This is a genomic window from Micromonospora pisi, assembly GCF_003633685.1.
GTDB lineage: Bacteria > Actinomycetota > Actinomycetes > Mycobacteriales > Micromonosporaceae > Micromonospora_G > Micromonospora_G pisi.
Genome location: NZ_RBKT01000001.1, coordinates 661,010 through 683,423 on the forward strand (window position 1 = coordinate 661,010; position 22,414 = coordinate 683,423).

Sequence of the window (22,414 nt, forward strand, 5' to 3'; positions counted from 1 at the left end):
GATGCCCCGTCGCCAGGCTGTACCCAAGACGACAGCAGCGCCGGGCAGGGGATCAGCGCGGCGGGACGAAGGACCTGGACCGCCACCGGTCGGTCGGCACCACCGGCTGTCCCCGGCGCCGCAGGTGGGCACCGAACTCGCGCTGCGCACCGGGCAGGCCGTGCACCAGCATCACCTGCGCCGCCCCGACGTCATCGATGATCGAGGTGAGACCGGTGCGGTCCGCGTGCGCGGAGAGACCGAACTTCGCGATCCGGGCCTTGACGTCGACACTCTCCGTGTCGAGCACGAACGTCGACTCCCTGCCCTCCGCCAGGTCGAGCAGCGCCGCTCCGGGGGACTCCGCGTCCTGGTGCCCGGCGAGCAGCAGTGCCGCGGTCGGGTCCGGCAGGATCGACCGCCCCCACACCACGGCGGGTCCGGCGGTCAGCATGCCAGAGGTGGTGACGATGACCCCACGCCGGAACGCCGCGATCAACTCGCGACGCTGGTCGGGCGCGACCTCACGCACCTGGTCGCCGTAGATGCGCAACGGGTTGTCGCCGTCGGCCGTCTGCTGCTCGTAGATCCGGGTGATCCGCCGGGCCATGCCGTCGATCAGCACCGGTACGTCCGGCAACCGGTTACGCAGCGTCAGCGCCACCTCCTGTGCCCGGCCCAGCGCGAACGCCGGGACCAGCACCCGCCCTCCCGAGGCGACGGTCTCGGCGACCGTCGCGATGAAGTTCTCCACCTCGGCGCCCCGTCGGGAACGGGTCGGCCGGCAGTACGTCGACTCGATCACGAGCAGGTCGGACCCGCGTGCCCGGTCCGGCACGACCAGACCCGGTACGGTGGCCTGGGCCAGGTCGGAAACGTCGCCGGTGACGGTGACCCGGGTCGCCCCGGCGCTGATCACGACGCCGGCGGCACCGAGGATGTGGCCGGCGGGGAAGAGCTCGACGGTCACCCCGTCAGCGACCTCGACCACCCGCCCGAACTCGGTCGGTCGGATCCGACGCTGCGCCGCGAGCACCTGCGGCTGGCCGTACGGCGGCTCGACAGCCGGCTCCCCCGCGGGCAGGTACCCCTGGCGGAGGCGGTCGAAGACCCGTACCGAGTCCGCCCACATCGTCGGCAGCAGCGCGGCGGTGTCCTGGGTGCAGAGCAGGGGCAGACCCGGGTGGTCGGCGACCAGCGCCGGAACGTACCCCGCGTGATCGCTGTGCGCGTGCGTGATCACGATCGCGTCGAGCCGACCGGCCCGGGCGATCTCGATGTCGGGGGGCCCGGCACGGTCGATCGGCTGCTTGGGACGCAGCCCCGCGTCCACCAGGATCCGGACGTCGCCGACCTCGACGAGCATGCACGACCCGCCGATGTCGGTGCCGCCACCGAGCGGCGTGAGGGCCATCTCCCTCGGACGGCTGCTCGCCACCGGGACCGGCGGCGGTGCCGGGGCCCGCAACGCGTCGAGTACGGCGAGGAACGCCTCTCGCCCGACACCGGCGGCAGCCAACGCCGCCGCCAGACGCGCCCGCGTCGCCACCGGCTCGGCCGCCAGGTCCCGGTCCGGGCCGTCGACGCCGTGCCGGTCCCGTTCCCGGGGATCCGGGTCGACCACCGCGCGGTCGGCAGCCGGGGAGAGCAGGCCGGCGAGGAGTCCGGCCGCGTACCCGAGACTCCCGGCGAGGGCGGCCGACTGGCGTCGTCGGCTGTCGAGTTCGGCCCGGAGCGACTCGATGACCGCGAGTGCCTCGTCCCGGTCGGTGACCGTCGCCGCCAACTCCTGTCGCAGCGCGTCGCGCTCACGTACCGCCCAGTCGAGCTGACCACGTGCCTGGTCCCGCGCGGCCCGGACCTCGGCGAGATGACGTGCGGCCCGTTCCGCGCGGCGCTCCTCGACGCTCGCGGCGGCCTTCGGCGCCCGCTTCGGCCGGGCCGGCGGCTCCGCCACCCACGCCAGCGCGCCCGGGTCGTCGCCGAGCAGCGCGGCGGCCTCCCCTGCCAGCGCCGGGTCAGGGTCGGTGAGCTGCCGCAACAGCGGATGACCGCCGGCCAGCTCGTCGGCGTACCTGGCGGCCAACTCGGCCCGGAGTGCGGGCACCCGCGCGATCACCGTGAGGAGCTGGGACCGGTTCGCCACGGCGAACCGGTCGTGGTCGATCCGCTGCCCGGCGTAGACCCCGGACCGCAGTACGGTCCGGGCCGCGTCGCCGGTCAACGCCGCCAGGAGCCGGCCGGGGGTCCGGGTCATCCTCGTACGGTCCGGGTGGCGTCGGCCATGACCGGTTCGACAAAAAGCTGCCCGTCCTCGGCGCTGGCGACAAGCAACCCGAGGGTACGCAGCACGTCGACCACATCCGCCGTACTGCGGTAACCGTTCCGGGTGAGCTGGGCCGGGGCGAGCGCGTCCGTTGCCGGGTCACCGGACTCCCCGTGGAGGGTGAGGTACTCGGCGATCGTCTCGGCGTCGGCGCGGTCGTCGGCGAACTCCGAGGCAAGGAACATCCAGGCCTGCTCCAGGGCGGCGTCCGCCCCGGCCCCGGACGCGGCGACCAGCGCCTCCGCGTGCACCGGGTCAGCGAGGTAGGAACGGATCCGGGCCAACGGATCGGCCCGGGTGCCGGCGTCGTTGTCGTGGGAGAGTTCCTCCGCGACCAGGTTCACGTTCACCGGCCAACCGCCGGTCGTGGCGAGCAACTCGCCCCGGGACGCGTCGTCCTGGAACGGCAGCGTCGTCTCGGTGAGCCAGAGTCGTAGGTCGGTCTTGTCGTAACGGCGCAGGCCGGTCAGGCCGGAGGAGGCGTCGGACTCCTCCGCCGCGGTCAACCAGAGCGGCGCCTGCGACGGGGTGGTGACCAGGACGATGCCGAGCGTGCCACCGGAGTGCGCGGCGATCAACTCCCGGGCGGTCCGCCAGGCGTCGCGGGCCACGTCCAGGGTCGCCGTCTTCAGGTCGACGAGCACGACGGCGTGGCCGCCGGCCGCCTTGACGGTGGCCTGCTGACAGGTGTTCCGCAGGGACGAGGGTTTCGCGTCGCAGAGGTGACTGCGGCGACTGCCGGAGTGGGCGCCGTTGTTCTCGTCCTCGATCGCCTTGATGCACCGCTCCACGGTCAGGGCCGACGACCCGGCGATCAACCGGACCTGGCTGCGGGGCGCGAGCAGGTCCGCGATCTGCCGTGAGGTCAGCGGGCCACGGGTCAGCCCGGCGCCGAACGCCGGCCGCATCAGGCTGCCGTCGAAGCTCTCCGGCAGCGGGGTCGACTCCGCCTGCTCCAGGAACTCGTCGACCTCGTCCTTCGACCCGAGCAGGTCGAGCACGTTCGGCGTACGCAGCCGGTAGCCGCCGTTGGCGTAGGAGAGCACCCCCAGGTCCACGCACTCGTCGAGCAGCGCCCGGAACTCGCCGGTGCGTACGTCCTCCGGGGCGAAGCCCTGTGGCCACCACTGCTCACACTCGGCCCGCAACTGGGTGGCTGTGAGGGCCGACCCGACGCCGTTCGCGTGCGCGTGGAACGCCACGCTGTAGGCGATGACCTTGTAGCGGGGGTCCAGGTTGAGGGTCCAGTCGAACCGCTTACGGAACGAGTTCCGCAACGCGTCGTCGGCCCAGACGATCTCCACGTCGTTGCCGGCGACGTGCTGCGGCGGCGCGCCGAGCGCCATCGGTGCCCGTTGCAGATTGCGCAGCAACTGCGCGCCGAAAAGCTGGATCAGTGCCGGCTGGTTGTTCGCCAACGCCAGCACACGGGCGGCGTGGTCGTGGCCGGTGAACTGGTAACCGAGGGCGTGCAGCGGCCGGGTGAGCAGGTCGTACGCGGGCTGCGGCGCGAGCGGCCCGACACAGACCGGGTCACCGAAGTGCGCCAGCGGATGGTTCGCCAGCCGCTCGAACCGGGCGGTCTGGTGCAGCCCGGCGAACACCACCTTGACCGCGCGACCGGTCCCCTCCATCAGCTCCTTGAAGTGGGTGACGTGGGTGAACCGGCCGTCGGTGGCGTCCGCGTCGAGGAACGAGTCCGACTCGTCCAGCAGCAGGAGCAGTTGCCGTCCCGGCCGGGCGGCGATCCACGCCGAGACGTGTCCGGTCAGCGCGGTGGCGATGTCACCGGAGGGGATCTCACTCGGCACGATGCCCTTGTCCGCGAGCCGGGGCCAGAGCGTCGTCCAGACCGCGTCGACGGGGTTGGCCTGACCGACCTTGTAGATCGACAGGTAGATCGCGTGCCGGGAGTCGCCGTCGTCGAACTCCCGGGTGGCCGCGCGCAGCAGCGCGGACTTGCCCAGCTGTCGGCCGCCGTACACGATGCAGGAACCCATCATGTCGACCACCTTGTCGCGCTCCTCGGCGCGGCCGTAGAACATCTCCTGCGGCACCAGTCCGGCGACGTCCGGGGTGAACGGTGTCGCCGACGTGAACGGCAGGGTGATCGCCATCGTGATGTCCCGGCCGGGCTCCGGCTGGGCGACGAGGTACGCGAACGCCGCGTCGTCGACCACGGCTGCGACCGGGAGTTTCCGGCCACTGCGGAACTGGCTCGCGAGTTCGCGACGGGCGGCCACGTCGAGCGTGCCGAAGTAGAGCACGACCACGGAATGGTCCGCCGGTTCGCTGCGGAGCAGTTCGACGAGTTCCTGCGGGGTCGGCGACCGCCAGACGGCGAGCAGGCGCAGGGTGTCGCCGGACGGGCTGATCGCACTGCCGAAGGCCGGGATGAGCGCCTTGCCGGAGGTCGCCCGTACGCCGGTGAGGTGCATCCAGTACGAGCGTCCGTGCGACTGCCCGCGTCGGGATCGAGGCGTGTTCGCCTTGTCCACGAGGAAACCGAGCTGTTCCAGGATGGCCTTGACCCGGCTGAGCGTGCCGCCGCCGGCCTGGTCGAAGGACTTCGGTGAGGACAGCGCCAACCACTGGCTGATCCGGCCGGAGGCGGCCTCCGGCCGGCCGATCTGGGACAGGTCGATCCTGGCGCTGGTGAGCGCGTCGACCAGGCGGCCACCGGACGGGTTCCGGCCGTCGTCGATGGCCCGCCCCAGCTCGGTCAGGAGACCCGTCTTGGGACCGGGGGCTGCCGCGGCGTTGGCGAACATCGCCGGGAAGACCGGGTAGAAGAGCCGGAGGTGGTCCACGTCGGCGCGGGGACCGGGCAGTTCGCGTCCACCCCGGACCGTCTCCAGGTACTCGTTGGCGGTGGTCAGATCTCCCGTCTCGATGCAGTGGTCGATCCGGGTACGGGCCGCCGCCGGCGCCTCGATCTCGGCGAACTGCCGCTGGATCGCCGCGATCGCCGCGCGCGCCGTCGCCTCCCGGTCCGCTTCGATCCGCCCGACCCCCTCGAGCATCGTGTTGAAGTCACGGCGGGGCCCCCGGGCGGCGGCCTCGTAGGCACGGGCCCGGGTGGAGAGGTCCGCCCACTGGTCGGCGGTCATCCGTCCGAATCGGCGGTCCGCGTCGATGCTGGCGGCGAGGGCGGCGACCCGGGCGTCGAGCTGCTCGGTGGAGTCCGCGACCGAGCGGTCCCGTGCCGTGGAGAGCCGCTGCGCGAGTTGTGGATCGGTCGGCCGCAGGACCTCGATGAGGATGTGCGTGCCGACCTGGTCGTGCTGCGTGGCCCGCTGTTCGAAGGCGGCCGTCCACCCGGCCGGGCCGGCGCGCAGCGCGTCGACCGCCACCGCGACGTCGCCCACCTCGACCCGACGGGAGAGCGTCAGCTCGGAGGTGATGGGCAGCGTCGGGGCGAGCGCGAGCGCACCGACGATGACCCGCTCGGCGGGAATCTCCGGCCCGCTGAGAGTGGCCGTGCCGTCGAGCAGTTCCAACGACTCGGTCAGCAGCGCCAACCCGGCCTGCACCGCCGCGTCCCGCGCCTCGTGGCCGGTGCCGGAGAGTGCCGCCAGCTCGTCCAGGGCCTGGCCCCGGACGGCGTTCACCCGGGTACGCAGCTCCGCCATCGGGTCGGCCATCCAGGTGCCGGCCGCCGACCTGGTCAACTTCTCGGTCGCCTCGACCCAGTTGGTGAGCAGGACGGTGACGTCCGAGGTCCAGTCCAGCACCTTCTCGCGTGCGCGGGCCTCGATCCGGCGGGTGCGCTTACCGGACTGGGGACGGCGGGTGTCCTGGTCCAGCAGGGTCTCGAGGGACGATCTGGAGCGCAGTTCGCGGATCCGGTGTCGGACGAAGCTCAGCGCCTCGACGTCGCGGGATCCGGCCGCGACGACGGCCAGCGGGGCGCCGAGGTAACCACCGGGCGCCATCCACGCCTGCCACAACTCGGTCGCGGCCTGGTATCGGATCGTCCGGGAGGGCGCGGACTGGAGCATGTCGCGGGCCACCCGGGCGAGAGCGGCGTGTTCCGCCTCCGCCTCCGCGGCCCCGGCCACCGCACCGACGCTGCTCGGCGTGAGGTAGGCGCCGTTGTAGATGGCGGTCAGCAGCGCCTCGGTGAGGTTCTCGACCGCCGAGCCGGATTTGACGATGCTGCTTGTTATGTCACGTAACGGACCGGCGGCGCCGGCGATCGGGGAGAGCAGGCCGGCGCGTACGGACGCGGCGTAGACCAGCATCTGCACGTCCAGCCGGTCGTGCAGCGCCTCGGCGTCCAGTTGGCGGACGGTGTCGGCGAAGGCGGCGGCGTTGGAGCCGGCCGAGGTCCGCATCGCGGCGGCGTGCGCGGCGAGCCGGTGTGCGGCGACAACGGGTACGGGTGTCTCCGCCGCTTCCAGCAGCCAGGAGGCGAGTGCGTACTGGCGGTCGTTGAGCAGGGCGGTGTAGATGGCGTCCGCGTCGGGTGAAGTGTTCCCGATGCCGGTGCCCGTGACCGGCGCGGGGCTGGGTGCGGGTTCGGGGCTGGGTGCGGGTTCGGGCCTGGGTGCCGGCTCGGGCCTGGGTGCCGGCTCGGGCCTGGGTGCCGGTTCGGGCCTGGGTGCCGGTTCGGGTCGGTCGACGGTGGACTCACTGGCGGTACGCGGAGCGGGAACCGTGAAGGTGAGCGTGGCGACGACCTCGTCGACGGTCACGTCCCGCCCGGGAAGCGTCGGGTCCGGCACGGTTGCTCCACCGTCGAACCGGCCGTTGGCGTGTACATCCGGTTCGGTGACCCGCTGCTCGTACCGGTCCGCCTGCTCGTCCCGGGCCGTCTGCTCGTCCCGGGCCGTCTGCTCGTCCCGGGCCGTCCGCCCGTTCCGGGCGACCAGGACCAGCGGGTCCGGGTCGGGTTCGTCGGCGCGGGCGGGCGCCGACTCGGCCTCGACCTCCTCCCCGACGTCGCCCTCGCCCTCGGCTGCCGCCCCGACGGCGGGGTCGGACTCGACGGCGGGTTCGAGCTCGACGGCGGACTCGGACTTGACGGCGGGGCGGGCGCCCAGGGTGAGGGTGCCGGGGAGCATGCACAGCAGCGAGGCGCCGGGGGATGCCTGCGACGCCCTGCGGGCGAGTTCGGCGCGGCGCTCGGAATCGCTCGCACCGAGGTCGATCGCCATGACGAGAGCTTCGAGGCCGGCGAGCAGCGTCGGGTCGCTGTCGGCGTCGGCCGTGGCGGCCAGCTCGGCGACCTGCTGGATCTCGGCGACGACGTACGTCGGCCCGGAGAGTGCGGTCAACTGCCGGACCCGCGTCACCAGGGCCATCGTCGACGAGGCCGCGACCGTCTCGTCGAGGGACGACCGCGCCTGCTCGACAGTGGACGGTACCGCCACGCCGGTGGCGGCGGCCACCCGTACGAACAGGTCCTCCATCTCGTCGGCGAGTCGGAGCATCCGGTCGAGTTCGGTGGCCGGAGGTATCCGACCCGCCTCGGCCGCCTGCACCAGTGCCGGGAGGTCACGTAGGCGCATCTGTTCGAGTACGGACTCGACGGCGTCACAGCGTACGGCGAGGTCGGCGAGTTCCTCGGGCGTCACCGGGGCCGCACCGGTCGCCTCGACCTCGGCCGGCCGACCGTTGGCCGCGGCGGTGACGGGACCGGCGGCCAGGACTGGATCGGCCGCCGGAACAGGCTCGGCCGCACCGGCCCGGTCGAGCTCGGCGACGATCTCGACCAGGCGGCCCAGCGCCACCGGGTACTCGGGCAGCAGGGGAAGCCGCTGGCGCACCTGCTGCCAGAGGCGCCGGACGATCTGGGCCTGGCTCCCGGTCCACCCGGCGGGTAGCTCCGCGACCAGCCAGCCGAGCGCGGCGACCGCTCCCGGGTGCCCGGTGCTCACCATGGACGACCAGACCGCGCCGCGTACGGCGGACGTGCTCCCGAACTGGCGGATGTCGCGCAGCGCGGCGTGTATCGCGGTGTCCGTCAGGAAGCCCAGGTCGGACGGGTCGGCGCGGAGCAGCGCGGCGAGTTCGCCCTCGGTCAGCATGCCGGTCATGGCGCTGGTACGGATCCCGAAGTGCAGGGCATCGTGCAGGACCCACGCGGCCCGCTCCTCGTGCACCCTCGCCAGCATGGTCCGGGTCGACTGTGCGACGACGTGGGCCGAGGCGCCGGACCGTACCTTGAGCTCCCGCTGGAGCGCGGCCAACTCCGGTGTGGACAGCCGATGGAGTTCGTCGACGAGCTCGGCGACCGTGACCCCGTTCGCGGCGGACTTGGCCAGGCGCGCGGGGCGCGACTCGCGCACCTCGACGTCGCGCAGGGACCACCCCCCGTCGCTGCCCCCGTCGTCCGTACCAACCTGGCCTGGATCCGGGTCAGTCAACGAGATCTCCCTCACACCAGTCCGACGACTGCTCACTGTCTAGCACGCGTATGACGCAGTAGGTGACCAGTGCCGCCCGGCGTGCCGTGGACGAGACCCGTTATCGCGACCAGGGGCGCCAATTGCCCAATATGTACGGTGACCGATCCACGACAGAACCAGGAGACATCATCGGGTCGGCCCGGCCGGACCGAGCCGGTCGCACCGGTCGCGCGGTTCAGCCGAAGGCGGTCAGGAACCGGTCGCGGAAGGCGTTCATCGGCCAGACCGGAGCCTGCGGTCCGGGCCGGAGCCCGCCCTGCCAGCCCCAACCGGAGATCCGGTCGAGTACGGTCCGATTGCGGGCCACGATCGTGATCGGCACGTCCCGGCTCGCGCCCTCACCGGTGACGATCGGCGCGGGCTGGTGGTCGCCGAGGAAGACGAGTACGAGATCGTCGTCGCCGTACTTCTCCACGTAGGAGATGAGGCTGGTCAACGAGTACTCGATCGAGCGTCGGTATTCGGTGCGTACCCGGGCGGCGTCGCGCCACACGACGTCCGGCGGGTCACCCTCCCTGGCCATGCTGTCGAAGACCGAACCGTCGCCGAGTTCGTCCCAGCCGACCATCCGGGGCAGCGGCGCCCACGGCCCGTGGCTCGATACCAGGGGAATCTCCGCCATCAGCGGTGGACGGTCCGGCTGGGCCCGCTCGAGGCGCTCGAAGGCCGCCAGCGTGTACTGGTCGGGCATGGGAGCGAAGCTGAATCTCGGCCCCTGGTATCCGAGGTCGCCCACCCCGTAGACCCGCTGATGCTGGTAGAACGCCCCCTCCGGCCAGGGCCGGGTCATCGCCGGCATGACCGCGACGGTCCGCCAGTCGGCCCGCCGGAAGGCGCTGTTGAGGGTCAGCCGGTCGCTCGCCAGCAGGTTGCTGTAACGCTGCTGGTTGTTGATCCACAACCCGGAGAGCAGCGTGGCGTGGGCCAACCAGCTCCCCCCGCCCGCGGTCGGCGAGGTGAGGAAGGCACTGCGGGAGGCGAACCCGGCCGCGTTCAACCGCCGGTTGCCCTCGTCGAGCAGCGCACCGACCTGTGGCGCGAACTCCGGATCCTGCACCGCGTCGCGTCCGTAGCTCTCCACGAAGGCGAGCACGACGTCCTTACCGCGCAGCCCGGTCAGCAGTTGGTCGCCGGGGGTGTCCCGGAAGGCGTCGACGGCCGCCTCGGCGGCGAACGTCTCCTGGTCCCGCAGGCCCGCACGGATCTGGACCGTACGGTCGTAGGCGAGGTCGGCGGCGCCGCTCGCGGCGACCGGCAGGCCGGGCGCGAGTTCGGCGCCGAGCACGGCGCAGACGACCCAGACGGCGCCGAGCGCGGTGACGACGCGGGCCGAGACGGTCCGATGCCGCACCACCACCCGGGTCAGCCGCAGCACCGAGAGTGCCATCAGCACGAGCAGGGCGACGACGAGCAGCACCAGCACCACCACGGCGCCGATCGCACCCGCCCGACCGACCGAGTCGGTGAGCACGCTGAGGGCGTCGTCGAACAGGATCCAGTCGAGCACCAGGTCGAACGGCCGGTCCAGGACCTTGAAGAAGCCCATGTCGAGCAGTTTCACGACGGTCAGCAGGCCAAGCACCGCGCCGAGCACCAGCGCCGTGACCCGCCTCGCGCGCGCCGGCAGGAACAGCAGGAGGAGCACGCCGAGCAGTCCCTCGACCGGGATACGGGTGAAGGCTCCCGGGGTGAGGCGGCTGATCTGCTCCGGGGCGACCAGCGCGAAGAGCACCAGGAGGGCGGCGAGCACGGTGGCCCCCCTCGCCACCAGCCGCCGACGCGCGCTCCCGCCCGGCGTACGGTCGACGTCACTCGCGATCGGTCGGTCCTCCCCCGTGACCGGCGGTCCCTCGGTCGGTTCCCGCCCCGGAGCCGGTTCCCGTCGCAGACGAGTGAAGAACGACAAGCCAAACACCTCTTACCCGCGAAGTCTGGTGGAGTGGGTCGGTACGACGGCAGGCGGTGCTCCGGGCGGAGCTAGCCGATGCCGGTCAGCGAGAGGATGTGTCCGAGCCCTCGCGGTCCGGTCGTGACCGGCCGGGGCAGCAGGAACACGCACATGCCGGCGGCAACCCCGCCGGAGTCGGTGAGCGGGTTGTCACCGACCATGAGGGTCCGCTCCGGTCGGACGCCCAACTGGTCGCAGGCGGTGAGGAAGACCTTGGTGGAGGGCTTGCAGACGCCGTACTCGTACGACATCACGACGGTGTCCAGGTAGGGCGAGAGGCCCAACTGGTCCATCGCCGGACGCAGGTCGAACCCGGTGTCGCTGACGATTCCGATGCGCAGCCCCCGCTCACGCAGGGCTTTCAGGGTCGGCAGGCTGTCCGGGAACGCCTCCCAGGACTCGGCGCTGACGGTGAGCGCGTACAGCTCCTCGCTCAACCCGGGGGCGAGCCGCTCGCACCCGGCCTCGTCGTAGAGCGCGGTCCAGACCTCGCGGTGCCGGGCGTTGGAGAGGTCCCTCCCCTTGGCCATCTCCTCCGCGGTGCTGCTGCGGTCGAGCACCCGCCGCCAGACCCGGGCGACCTCGTCGGGGTGGGGTGGTGCGACGCCGAGCCTGGCCACCGCCTGGTGCAGTAGCTTCTCGCCGCTGCCGCAGAGCCGGATCAGCGTGTCGCCCGCGTCGAACAGGACCGCCTCGAACTGACTCACGTCCGTATCTCCCTACTCCGGCCAGAAACTGGTGCACAGCATGGGGGCAGCGTCTCGCGGGATCGACAGGTGGGCCACCCGGAGGAGGTCTTCGCCGGGTCCGGTTGACCGTCCATGGTGGTCAACGGGCATACCTGGTGGTCGGCCGCCGGGCCGCGTCCGCCGGCCGGGGCGGTGACGCCAGGGTACGGACGGCTCCGGGTCGGACCGGGCGGTGACGCCACAGCCACCAGATGTCCCGGCCGAACGACTCGACCAGGAACGCCAGTGCGATCCCCAGGCCGACGGCCATCAGCGGGCGCGGGAGCAGGTCGGCCGTGGCGGACACCAGGGTCACCCCCTGGATCGCCGCGACCACCTTGCGCCAGTAGCGGGGCGGCAGTGTCCCCCGCATCCACGGCAGTACCCAGATCGCCACCACGAAGGCGTACCGCATGCCGCCGATGGCCAGGGCCCAGGCGCCGGTCACCGGCGTGAGGTAGACGCTGAGGGCAAGCAGGAGGAACGCGTCGACCTCCATGTCGAAGCGGGCGCCGAGTTCGCTCGTGGTGCCCGTACGCCGGGCCACCCTGCCGTCGACCGCGTCGAGCAGGAGCGCGACCACGGTGAGGGTGACCAGCAGCCCGACCGGCACCGGTCGGACGAACGAGTCGGCGGTCAGCGCCGCCACGCCGCCGATCAGGGTGGCCCGGGTCAGGGTCACCCGGTCGGCCGGTCCCATCCGCGTCGCGCCCGAGCGGCGCAGTCCTCGGCTCAGCAGGACACAGATGGCGACTCCGTACGCGACCCCCACCAGCCAGCCCGCCGCACCGAGGCCGACTGTTCCGGCAAGGCTCGCCAACATGACAATTTGGACAATCAGTCCAACCAGCGGACCGCTTTGAACCGTGCGCACCCTGCCTCCGTGTCTATCGTGTGTACGACCTTGATAGGGAAACACGTAATATGCGGCCGTTCGGTTCGAACGGATCTTGGAGAGGATCGATGGGATCCTGGCAGAGGAGGGGCCGGTGACACGCGAAGCCCGGGCCTTCTGGCTCCGCTCACCCGGGGTGGGCGAGATCCGGTCGACGACCCTGCCCGATCCGGGACCGGACGACGTCCTCGTCCGCACCCTCCACTCCGGCATCAGCCGGGGCACCGAGACCCTGGTCTTCCGGGGCGGCGTCCCGACCGACCAGTACGCGACCATGCGCGCCCCCTTCCAGGAGGGCGACTTCCCCGCCCCGGTGAAGTACGGCTACCTCAACGTCGGCGTGGTCGAGGAGGGGCCGGCCGCACTGCTCGGGCGGACCGTCTTCTGCCTCTACCCGCACCAGAGCGCGTACGTCGTCCCGGCCACCGCCGTGACCGTGGTGCCCGATGACGTGCCGCCGGCACGGGCGGTGCTGGCCGGCACCGTGGAGACCGCGGTGAACGCCCTGTGGGACGCCGCGCCACTGGTCGGCGACCGGGTCACCGTGGTCGGTGCGGGCATGGTCGGCGCCTGCGTCGCGGCGCTGCTCGCCCGCTTCCCCGGGGTGCGGGTCCAGTTGGTCGACGCCGACCCCGGCCGCGCCGACCTCGCCGTGGCGCTGGGAGTCGAGTTCGCCTCGCCGACGGAGGCCGTCACCGGGCGGGACCTGGTGGTGCACGCGAGCGCGACCTCCGCCGGGTTGCAGCGTTCGCTGGACCTGCTCGCCCCGGAGGGTACGGTCGTCGACCTGAGCTGGTACGGCGACCGCTCGGTGAACCTCTCCCTCGGCGGGGCCTTCCACTCCGGCCGGCTGACCATCCGCAGCAGCCAGGTCGGCACCGTCTCGCCGGCCCGCTCGGCGAGCCGCAGCTACGCCGACCGGCTGGCGCTCGCCCTGGACCTGCTCCGGGAGCCCGCGTTCGACGCGCTGATCACCGGCACCTCCCGCTTCGACGACCTGCCCGACGTGCTCGACCGACTGGCCGCGGGCACCCTGCCCGCGCTGTGCCACCTCATCACCTACGACCAGGAGTAACCCTTGTTCAGCGTGACCGTCCGTGACCACATCATGATCGCCCACAGCTTCCGGGGCGAGGTCTTCGGACCCGCACAGCGACTCCACGGGGCAACCTTCGTGGTCGACGCGACCTTCCGGCGACCCGAACTCGACGCCGACAACATCGTCGTCGACATGGGGCTCGCCGCCCAGGAACTCAAGGGTGTCCTCGCCCCACTCAACTACCGCAACCTCGACGACGAGGCCGCGTTCGCCGGGGTCAACACCTCCACCGAGGCCCTCGCCCAGGTGATCGCCGACCGTCTCGTCGAGCGGGTGCGGGTCGGCGCCCTCGGCGAGGGCGCGCACGGGCTGACCGGCATCACGGTCACCCTGCGCGAGTCGCACGTCGCGTGGGCGAGCTACGAGCGGTCCCTGTGAGAGCGCCGTGCTTCGGCGTACCGGCCGGGGCGGCGCCGTGACCGTGGTGCACGTGGTGCTGCCGGGCGACATCGACGATCCGGCCACACCCAGCGGCGGCAACAGCTACGACCGCCGGGTGTGTCAGGGGCTCGCCGCGTCGGGATGGTCGGTACGCGAGCACGCCGTGCCGGGCGGCTGGCCGTACCCGGGCACGGCCGAACTCGCCGCCCTCACCGGTCTGCTCACGGCACTCCCCGACAACGCCCTGGTGCTTCTCGACGGCCTGGTCGCGTCGGCCGTGCCGGAGGTGCTGGTGCCGCAGGCACACCGGTTGCGCCTGGTGGTCCTGGTGCACCTACCGCTCGGCGACGACGCGGCGCCCCGCCGGGAGGCGGAACGCGAGGTCCTGGCGGCGGCGGTCGCCGTCATCACGACCAGCGAGTGGACCCGGCGTCGGCTGGTCGAGCTGTACGCGTTGCCGGCCGACCGGATTCACGCGGCGGCGCCGGGTGTGGAACCGTCCCCGGCGGCCCCCGGGACCGCCAGCGGTACGGAACTGCTCTGCGTCGCGGCCGTCACCCCACACAAGGGACACGACGTGTTGGTCAGAGCCCTGGCCACCGTCGCCGACCTGCACTGGAACTGCGTCCTCGTGGGCTCGCTGAGCCGGGACCCGGCCTTCGTCGAGGGGCTGCGTCGTCAGGTGGACGAACACGCTCTCGCCGACCGGATCCACTTCGCCGGGCCGCGTACCGGTGCCGACCTCGACGCCGCGTACGCCGCCGCCGACCTGTTGGTGCTGGCCTCACACGGCGAGACGTACGGCATGGTGGTCACCGAGGCGCTGGCGCGCGGAATCCCGGTGCTGGCCACAGCGGCGAAGGGGCTGCCGGAGGCGCTCGGCCACACGCCCGACGGGAGCCGACCGGGTCTGCTGGTGGCGCCCGGGGACCCGACCGCCCTCGCCGACGGGCTGCGGCACTGGCTCGGTGACGCCGCGCTGCGGCAGCGACTGCGCCTGGCCGCCGCCGACCGGCGGTCGACACTCACCGGCTGGGCGGTCACCGCCCGGTTGGTCTCGGAGGTGCTGGCGCGGGTGCCGGCGGTCAGCGGGAGGACGGCATGACGGTGGAGAGCACCCGGGCGTTCGCGGCCTGGCTCGGCCTGCGCGAGCCGGCCGACGCGGCGGCCCGCGCGGTGGAACTGGTCGAACCGATCCGGCGGCGGCTGGCCGGCGGTCGGCCCACGGTCGTCCACGACCTCGGCACCGGTACCGGCTCGATGGGGCGCTGGCTGGCCCCGCTCCTGCCCGGCCCACAGCACTGGATCATGTACGACCGGGACCCGGAGCTGCTGGCACAGGCCCGGGCCGAGATGCCCGGCAGCGCCGCCGACGGGGCACCGGTCACGGTCGAGACCCGGCTGCGGGACATCACCCGGCTGACCGCCGCAGACCTCGACGGCGCCACCCTGATCACCGCCTCCGCACTGCTCGACATGCTGACCGCCGAGGAGATCGAGCGGATCGTCTCGGCGTGCGCGGCCACCGGTTGCCCCACCCTGCTGACCATCTCGGTGATCGGCCAGGTGGAATTGACCCCGCCCGACCCACTGGACGCGCAGATCGTCGAGGCGTTCAACGCCCACCAGCGCCGTACGGTCGACGGGCAACGCCTGCTCGGACCGGACGCGGTGGCGGCCACCCTGGACGCGTTCGGCCGGCACGGGATCGACGTGCTGGTCCGGCCGAGCCCGTGGCGACTCGGCCCGGGCCAGGCCGAGCTGACCGTCGAGTGGTTCGAGGGCTGGGTGGGCGCGGCCCGCGAACAGCGGCCGGATCTGGGGGCCCCGAGCGCCACCTATGCGCGAAGCCGGCTGGCGCAGGCGACCAGCGGCGGGCTCGGGGTCGTGGTCTGGCACAACGACCTGCTCGCGAACTGTGAATGAACCCTCGGCCGTCGAAACACGTGTATACCCACGAACACTCGTCGAGGGAGGCACGTTTGCGTCGAACACGCTCTTCCGGCGCGACACCGGGGCGGGCGCCGGGGCGGGCACCGGCAGCACACCGAGGGCATCGCCGCCGGATGTCCACATGAGACGGGTGAACTGGGCCTGGGTGCGGACGCTCGGCGGGGTCGCCATCCTCGTCGCCCTGCTCTGGTGGCTGGGCACCGGTCCGTTCCTCGACGGGCTGCGCCTGATCGACGGCTGGGCGCTCGCCGCCGCGCTCGGCATCGGCGTACTGACCACCGTCTGCTGCGCCTGGCGCTGGAGCCTGGTCGCCGGCGGCCTCGGTGTCTCGTTGCCGTTGAGCACCGCCGTGGCCCACTGCTACCGGGCGGTGTTCCTGAACGCCACGCTGCCCGGGGGCATGGTCGGTGACGTGCACCGGGCGGTACGCCACGGTCGCGATGCCGGTGACGTCGGTCGCGGCATCCGAGCGGTGGTCTGGGAACGGATCGCCGGGCAGGTGGTCCAGGCCGTCGTCGCGGTGACCGTCCTGCTCGCGCTCCCGTCCCCGGTCCAGTCGTACCTGCCGGTGGCGGTGGCGGTGGCGTTGGCCGGGGTGGTCGGTGCCGTACTGGTGGTCCGGGCGCTGCCCCGAGGGGGACAGTCGCGGTGGGCGCGGGCGCTGCGTGGCGCCGAGGCCGACCTGCGCGGCGCTTTCCTGGCCCGACACAACTGGTTGGGCGTGGCCCTCGCCTCCACCGTGGTGGTCGCCGGTCATCTGGCGACGTTCCTGGTCGCGGCCCGGACGGCGGGCTCCACCGCGCCGCTGTCCCAGCTCGTCCCGCTGACCACACTGGCACTGCTGGCCATGCTGCTGCCGGCGAACATCGGCGGCTTCGGGCCGCGTGAGGGTGTGGCCGCGTGGGCGTTCGCCGCCTCCGGCCTGACCGCCGCCGAGGGCGTGACCACCGGCATCGTGTACGGGGCACTGGTGATCGTCTCAAGCCTGCCCGGCGCCGCCGTACTCGTGCTCCGGCACCTCCGGGCACCCGCCACCGTCGCGCGCCCGGGCGCCACCGTGGGTGGCTGAGCACCCGCCGTCCCACTCGCTCGCGGCCGATCGCGCCGGCCCCCCGGTACGGCACCGTTCAACCAAGGGAGACTCATGTACGACGCACTGCCTGTCGCGACAGTCCGGACGCAGGTCACGGTGCCGCTGCGCTTCCCTGACGGGTACGCCACGACAGCGCGGCTGTTCTCGTTCCACGGGCTGGTGGACGCCCGGGAGCACCTCGCGTTCGGCCTCGGCGACTGGGCCGGCTCACTCGACCGGTCGGCCGCCGGCGGACCGGCCCCACTGGTCCGCCCGCACAGCGAGTGCCTCACCGGCGACGTCTTCGGCAGCCAGCGGTGCGACTGCGGTCCGCAACTGCGCGAGGCGGTCGAACGCATCGCCGACACCGGTGGGTTCCTGCTCTATCTGCGGCAGGAGGGACGTGGCATCGGCCTGTACGCCAAGCTCGACGCGTACGCGTTGCAGGACGCGGGGCTGGACACGTTCGAGGCGAACGTGGCGCTCGGCCACCGGGAGGACGAGCGCGACTACAGCGCCGCCGCCCAGATGCTCGCCACCCTGGGCGTGGACCGGATCACGCTGCTGAGCAACAACCCGGAGAAGACCGAGCAGCTCAGCCGGCTCGGGGTGACGGTGACCGAGGTCGTGCCGACCGGGGTGTTCCTCTCCCCCGCCAACGCCGACTATCTGGCGGCGAAGGCCAGTCGCGCCGCTCGCGCGTCCGACCTGCCCTTCGTCAGCTGACCCGGAGGCCGCTCACCGGCACCGTGACTGTTCCGCGCACCGGCACCGTCACGGTGACTGATCGGGGAGGAGCAGGTGGCCGTTGACCGCGCGGACCTGGTCGGCGAGGTCGGGGAACTCGACCACCTCGACGCCGGCCGTCCGGAGCAGCTCCACGGCGTGACAGTCGGCCAGCAGCGGCGGTTCGCGCAGCGCGAACACGACCCGGCGGATACCGGCGGCGAGAATCAGCTGGGTGCAGCTCCTCGGCCGGGAACGGCGGGTGCTGCACGGTTCGAGTGAGCTGTAGATGGTGGCCCGGGAGAGGTCCGCGCCGGTGAGCTTGGCCAGCGCCGCCTCCTCCGCGTGCACGTACGGGTCGGTCTCGCGGGAGTAGCCGGTGGCCAACCGCGCCCCGTCGGGGCCGACCACCACCGCGCCGACGGCGTACGCGAAGCTGACCGGCGGGCTCTGGTACGAGAGGGCGATCGCCGCTTCGAGCCACTGCCGGTCGTGGTCGGTCACGCGGCACCGGCCCGGTCGGAGAGGGCGTAGCGGACCAGCACCACGTCGCCGATCTGGCGGACCTCGGCCACCCTGGCCCGGTGGCCGGGATGCCACGGGAACCGGCCGTCGTTGACGAACCGGGGCGCCCGGCGGTCGCCGACGAAGAACGGGGCGATCACCAGGTGCAGTTCGTCGGCGAGCCCGGCGGTGAGGAACTGGGTGTGCATCGTCCCGCCCCCCTCCACCATGAGCCGGCGTACGCCGCGCGCGGCTAGGTCGGCCAGTGCCCGCACCGGGTCGACCGGTTCGCCCCCGTCGACCACGGTCGCCACGCCCGCGAGCCGTCCCCGGGTCTTCTCGACCGTGCCGGTCGCGCAGTAGACGATCTTCTCGGTCTCGCCGGTGCTGAAGAACCGGGCCGCCGGATCGAGGTCGCCGCTGCCGACCACGGTGACCTTGGCCGGTGACGCGGGCAGGCCGCGCGCGACCCGCTCGTCGCGGCGCCGCTGCGAGCGCACCAGCAGCCGGGGGTTGTCCAGCCGGATCGTGTTGGCGCCGACCAGGATCGCGTCGCACTCGGCCCGCAACGCGTCGACCCGGTCGAAGTCCTCGTCGTTGGAGAGCAGCAGCCGCTGGTCGCTGGCGTCGTCGAGATAGCCGTCGATCGACGTGGCGCAACTCAGCAGGACGTACGGTCGCTCACTCACTGGCTCGACTCCCTGGTGCGGTGGACCGACCTGCCTTCGCACCCGGCGCGGCGCACCCGTCCGCGCTGGTACGAGCGGCCGGTCAGGCGAGGGTGCCGTTGCATTATCTGCCCTGGCCCAGGGGGTGGGGCCGGGCCCCGGCGCGAGTGTGGTCTACGGCGCCGCTCGGTCGGCGGAGGCCGGCGCGAGAACGTCCTCCACCGCGAGGCAGGGGTCGGTGGCCGGTGCCGCGACATGGATCGCGTCCGCCGCGCGTTCGGCGGCGGCCCGGAACATGTCACGCTGCTGCTCCGGGAGTCCGGCGAGCACGTGTTCCTCGGCGTGCGCGACCCGGCGTTCGGCGTCGGCGAGCACCTGTCGTCCGTGCTCGGTAGCGACGATCCGGCGTGCGCGCCGGTCGCGCGGATCCAACTGCCGCTCGATGAGGCCGGCGGTTTCCAGGTCGTCGAGAAGGTAGGTCAGGACGCTCCGGTCGATCACGAGTCGGGTCGCGAGGGCGCCCTGGGTGGGGACGTCGTCGTGGACGACCACGCCGAGGATGTGGTAGCCGCGGCTGCCGTGGGGGAGATCCCCCAACGCCTCCTCGACGTGTTCGTGCCAGCGGCGCAACACGGTGGCGAGAGACCAGCCGAGGTTGGTGCCCGGCCGGCGGTGCTCGGGCCGGTTCGGGCGGTCTCCATCAGCGGCGGACATGCGGTCGAGTCTAGCAACGGTAGGTTGACCACAAGATGTGTTGTCGAACAAAACATTTGCTGACTAAAATTCATGTCGCACCAACGATCGCGAGGCAAGGAGAAGGGCAATGCCCGATTACGGCCACGAACTCCTGTTCGGGACGTTTGTCACGCCGAGCGCGAACGACCCCGACCGGGTCGTGGCGCTGGCCGAGTTGACCGAGGCCGCCGGACTGGATCTGGCGACGTTCCAGGACCACCCGTACAACTCGGAGTTCCTCGACACCTGGACGCTGCTGAGCTGGGTCGCCGCACGAACCGAGCGGATACGCGTCTCGGCGAACGTGCTCAACCTGCCGTTGCGCCCACCGGCGATGATCGCCCGAGCCGCCGCCAGCCTCGACCTGCTCTCGCACGGCCGGTTCGAGCTGGGCCTCGGCGCGGGCGCGTTCTGGGACGGGATCGAGGGCATGGGAGGCCGCCGGCTGACCCCCGGTCAGAGCGTCGCGGCGTTGAGCGAGGCGATCGACATAGTCCGGGGTGTCTGGGACACCTCGACCCGGGGGCCGCTACGGCTGCGCGACGGCCACTACCCGGTGCCGGGGATGCGACGGGGCCCGGCTCCGGCACACGACATCGGCGTCTGGCTGGGTGCGTACAAGCCTCGGATGCTGGCGCTGACCGGCGCCAGGGCCGACGGTTGGCTGCCGACCCTGGAGTTCCTGAAGTCGCCCGACCGGGTCACCGCCAACCAGATCATCGACGACGCGGCGACCGCCGCCGGGCGTGACCCCCGGAAGATCCGCCGGCTGCTCAACCTCCTGCAGATCGACTTCTCCCCCACCAGCCGCGGCTTCCTCCAGGGGCCACCGGAGCAGTGGGTCGAACAACTGCTTCCCCTGGTGCTCGAGGAGGGCTTCAGCGCGTTCATCGTCGGACGCGACGACCCACGCATCATCCAGACGTTCGGTCAGGAGGTGGCACCCGCGCTGCGCGAGGCCGTCGCCCACCAACGTGGCACGCAGGCCACGACGACCGGACCGGCGCGGGCGACTGTGGCCCTGGCCAGGCGTCAGCCCGGCCTCGACTACGACGCGCTGCCGGCGTCGCTCGCGACCAGGGCGGTCGAGCCCGGTGACCCGGAGTACGACCAGGTCCGGCACACCTACAGCCGCCAGGGAACACCTGCGGTGGCGATCCGGCCCGGTAACGCCACGGAGGTGGCCGAGGCGCTGGCGTACGCACGCACACAGGACGTACCGCTGTCGGTGCGCAGCGGTGGCCACGGCATCAGCGGCCGCTCGACCAACGACGGCGGCATCGTCATCGACCTGTCGAGGATGAACAGGACCGAGGTACTCGACCGCGCCACCCGGCGGATCCGCCTCGAACCCGGCGCACGCTGGGGGGAGGTCGCCCAGGCGCTCGCCCCGCACGGCCTGGCGATGAGCTCCGGCGACTACGGTGACGTCGGCGTCGGCGGGCTCGCCACCACCGGCGGGATCGGCTACCTGGCCCGCAGGTTCGGGTTGACCATCGACCACATCGTCGCCGCCGAGATCGTCGTCGCCGACGGCCGGCTGCTCCGGGTCGACGCGGAGCACCACAGCGACCTGTTCTGGGCGATCCGTGGCGCCGGCGGCAACTTCGGCGTGGTCACCGCGCTGGAACTCGAGGCGTACGAGGTCGGCGACGTCGCGTACGCACAGCTCCTGGTGGACGCGAGCGAGACCGCCGAGATGCTGCAACGGTGGGGGCGACTCGTCGAGGACGCGCCGCGCGAACTCACCAGCTTCCTCATGGTCTTTCCCGCGCGGCGGCAGAACCCCCCGATGGCCCAGGTCACCCTCGTCTACGCCGGCGACGACGTGGACGCGGCACAGGAGGCGCTCAGCCCGTTCCTGGAGATCGGACCGGTCCTCCAGCAGCAGGCGCAGCTGGTGCCGTACCCGGCGATCGTCGCCGCGCCGCACAACCGGCACCACGGACAGGGCCTGGATGACGTACACAGTGGTCTGCTGCACCACATCACCCCGGAGGCGGCCGACGCCGTGGCGGCCATGATCCGCTCCGGGGACGTGATGACGGTCCAGTTCCGGTCGGTCGGCGGCGCCGTCAACGACCTCCCCCGCGACGCCACCGCGTACCCGCACCGGGCCCAGAACTTCTCCCTGCTCGCCGCCACCGTCGCGGAACGCCGGGCAGCGCTCGACAAGCTCTGGGCCGACCTGTACGGACAGCTCGACGGCATGTACCTCAGCTTCGAGGCCGACACCGATCCGGAGCGCCTGCTCGACGCCTTCCCCGAACCGACCCTCGGTCGGCTCCGGGCGGTCAAGGCCGCCTACGACCCCGGGAACGTCTTCAACCGCAACTTTCCGATCCCCCCGGCGGGCAGCTAGGACCGGGGCGCCCGCTGCCCCGGTCGCTCCTGCTCCCAGCGCTCGACCAGGCCCTTCATCTCCTCCTGTACGAAGAGGAAGAAGTCCCGCATGTCGGCCAGTCGCATACCGGCGGGTGAGGTTTCGTCGCCGACTGCCACCACCCCTTCATGCACGACGTTCGCGAGTCGCTCGTAGATCCCGCTCCGGACGCCGGCCGAGTACGAGGCGACGGTCGACGACTTGTACAGGTCCCGGCGCGATCCCGGGGCGGGCTCGCGAACCGCCATGCCAACCTGGATCAGGTAGCGGACCGCCCCGGAGACGGCGGCCGGACTCACGCCGAGCCGCTCGCTGATCTCCCCGGCGGTGAGCCCGGGTTGCTCGCCGGCCATCAGCACGGCCAGCACCCGGGCCGCCATGCGGGGCATGCCCATGTCGCTGAGCGTGAGAGCGAAGTGCTCCACGAAGCGTCGTACCGCTGCCTCGTCGCGTCGGCCGTCAGGTTGCATCTGGTCATCCTTCACCATTGTGTGAAGATCGCGCACGGCTGGCCCCGATCGGTCGACGAGCCGCGTCGGCTCTTGTCGCCTCCGCTGACCAGCGATGACGCGATCGGATGAGCCCCTGATCGTCCCGATCCGAC

The 22,414-nt window shown here is 72.3% G+C and carries 15 protein-coding genes and 1 pseudogene; 7 read left to right on the top strand and 9 right to left on the bottom strand.

What is annotated here, in order from left to right:
- Window positions 1-52: 52 nt before the first annotated feature.
- The 5 genes and pseudogenes from BDK92_RS02770 to BDK92_RS02790 form a co-directional block, all read right to left on the bottom strand.
- Window positions 53-2,236, bottom strand: a complete 2,184-nt coding sequence (locus BDK92_RS02770) for an MBL fold metallo-hydrolase (RefSeq protein ID WP_121154284.1) — start codon at window positions 2,234-2,236, stop codon at window positions 53-55.
- Complete coding sequence (locus tag BDK92_RS40060) at window positions 2,233-8,676, bottom strand: hypothetical protein (RefSeq protein ID WP_246016753.1); 6,444 nt, start codon at window positions 8,674-8,676, stop codon at window positions 2,233-2,235. Before BDK92_RS40060 ends, BDK92_RS02770 begins: the two co-directional genes overlap by 4 nt.
- 217 nt (window positions 8,677-8,893) lie before the next feature.
- Complete coding sequence (locus BDK92_RS02780) at window positions 8,894-10,624, bottom strand: alkaline phosphatase family protein (RefSeq protein WP_246016755.1); 1,731 nt, start codon at window positions 10,622-10,624, stop codon at window positions 8,894-8,896.
- Between the two features lie 71 nt (window positions 10,625-10,695).
- A complete protein-coding gene (locus BDK92_RS02785; protein WP_121154286.1) occupies window positions 10,696-11,373 on the bottom strand; it encodes an HAD family hydrolase in 678 nt (225 codons plus the stop codon).
- 145 nt (window positions 11,374-11,518) lie between these two features.
- Window positions 11,519-12,217 (bottom strand): annotated as a pseudogene (locus BDK92_RS02790) (CDP-alcohol phosphatidyltransferase family protein); the annotation flags it as partial.
- A 166-nt stretch (window positions 12,218-12,383) separates the two neighbouring features.
- On the opposite strand from BDK92_RS02790, the gene BDK92_RS02795 reads away from it, so the two are divergent.
- The 6 genes from BDK92_RS02795 (at window position 12,384) to BDK92_RS02820 (ending at window position 17,520) form a co-directional block, all read left to right on the top strand.
- The gene (locus BDK92_RS02795) at window positions 12,384-13,364 is read left to right on the top strand and encodes a zinc-dependent alcohol dehydrogenase (protein WP_121154289.1); all 981 of its coding nucleotides are present in this window, start codon (window positions 12,384-12,386) and stop codon (window positions 13,362-13,364) included.
- A 3-nt stretch (window positions 13,365-13,367) separates the two neighbouring features.
- The gene (locus BDK92_RS02800; RefSeq protein ID WP_121154291.1) at window positions 13,368-13,766 is read left to right on the top strand and encodes a 6-pyruvoyl trahydropterin synthase family protein; all 399 of its coding nucleotides are present in this window, start codon (window positions 13,368-13,370) and stop codon (window positions 13,764-13,766) included.
- Between the two features lie 37 nt (window positions 13,767-13,803).
- Window positions 13,804-14,874 carry a glycosyltransferase family 4 protein gene (locus BDK92_RS02805; protein WP_121154293.1) on the top strand — a complete coding sequence of 357 codons (1,071 nt, stop codon included), beginning with the start codon at window positions 13,804-13,806 and terminating at the stop codon, window positions 14,872-14,874.
- Window positions 14,871-15,695 (top strand): class I SAM-dependent methyltransferase, encoded by an 825-nt coding sequence (locus BDK92_RS02810; protein ID WP_121154295.1) that lies wholly within the window; start codon window positions 14,871-14,873, stop codon window positions 15,693-15,695. Before BDK92_RS02805 ends, BDK92_RS02810 begins: the two co-directional genes overlap by 4 nt.
- Before the next feature lie 148 nt (window positions 15,696-15,843).
- Window positions 15,844-16,791: a lysylphosphatidylglycerol synthase transmembrane domain-containing protein gene (locus BDK92_RS02815; RefSeq protein WP_121154297.1), complete on the top strand. Its 948-nt coding sequence runs from the start codon at window positions 15,844-15,846 to the stop codon at window positions 16,789-16,791.
- Between the two features lie 75 nt (window positions 16,792-16,866).
- Window positions 16,867-17,520, top strand: coding sequence for a GTP cyclohydrolase II (locus tag BDK92_RS02820; RefSeq protein ID WP_121154299.1), 654 nt, complete (start codon window positions 16,867-16,869; stop codon window positions 17,518-17,520).
- Window positions 17,521-17,568: 48 nt separating this feature from the next.
- Here BDK92_RS02820 and BDK92_RS02825 read toward each other — a convergent pair whose 3' ends face one another.
- The 3 genes from BDK92_RS02825 to BDK92_RS02835 all read right to left on the bottom strand — a co-directional run bounded on the left by BDK92_RS02825 (window position 17,569) and on the right by BDK92_RS02835 (window position 19,406).
- Complete coding sequence (locus tag BDK92_RS02825) at window positions 17,569-18,024, bottom strand: cytidine/deoxycytidylate deaminase family protein (protein ID WP_121154301.1); 456 nt, start codon at window positions 18,022-18,024, stop codon at window positions 17,569-17,571.
- Complete coding sequence (locus BDK92_RS02830; RefSeq protein ID WP_121154302.1) at window positions 18,021-18,713, bottom strand: RibD family protein; 693 nt, start codon at window positions 18,711-18,713, stop codon at window positions 18,021-18,023. Before BDK92_RS02830 ends, BDK92_RS02825 begins: the two co-directional genes overlap by 4 nt.
- A gap of 153 nt (window positions 18,714-18,866) precedes the next feature.
- Window positions 18,867-19,406 (bottom strand): MarR family winged helix-turn-helix transcriptional regulator, encoded by a 540-nt coding sequence (locus BDK92_RS02835; protein WP_121154304.1) that lies wholly within the window; start codon window positions 19,404-19,406, stop codon window positions 18,867-18,869.
- A gap of 109 nt (window positions 19,407-19,515) precedes the next feature.
- Between BDK92_RS02835 and BDK92_RS02840 the strand changes: the two genes are divergently transcribed.
- Window positions 19,516-21,789, top strand: a complete 2,274-nt coding sequence (locus BDK92_RS02840) for an LLM class flavin-dependent oxidoreductase (protein WP_121154306.1) — start codon at window positions 19,516-19,518, stop codon at window positions 21,787-21,789.
- Here BDK92_RS02840 and BDK92_RS02845 read toward each other — a convergent pair.
- Window positions 21,786-22,280 carry a GbsR/MarR family transcriptional regulator gene (locus tag BDK92_RS02845; RefSeq protein ID WP_121161542.1) on the bottom strand — a complete coding sequence of 165 codons (495 nt, stop codon included), beginning with the start codon at window positions 22,278-22,280 and terminating at the stop codon, window positions 21,786-21,788. The two genes, BDK92_RS02840 and BDK92_RS02845, sit on opposite strands and share 4 nt — an antisense overlap.
- Window positions 22,281-22,414: the final 134 nt, after the last annotated feature.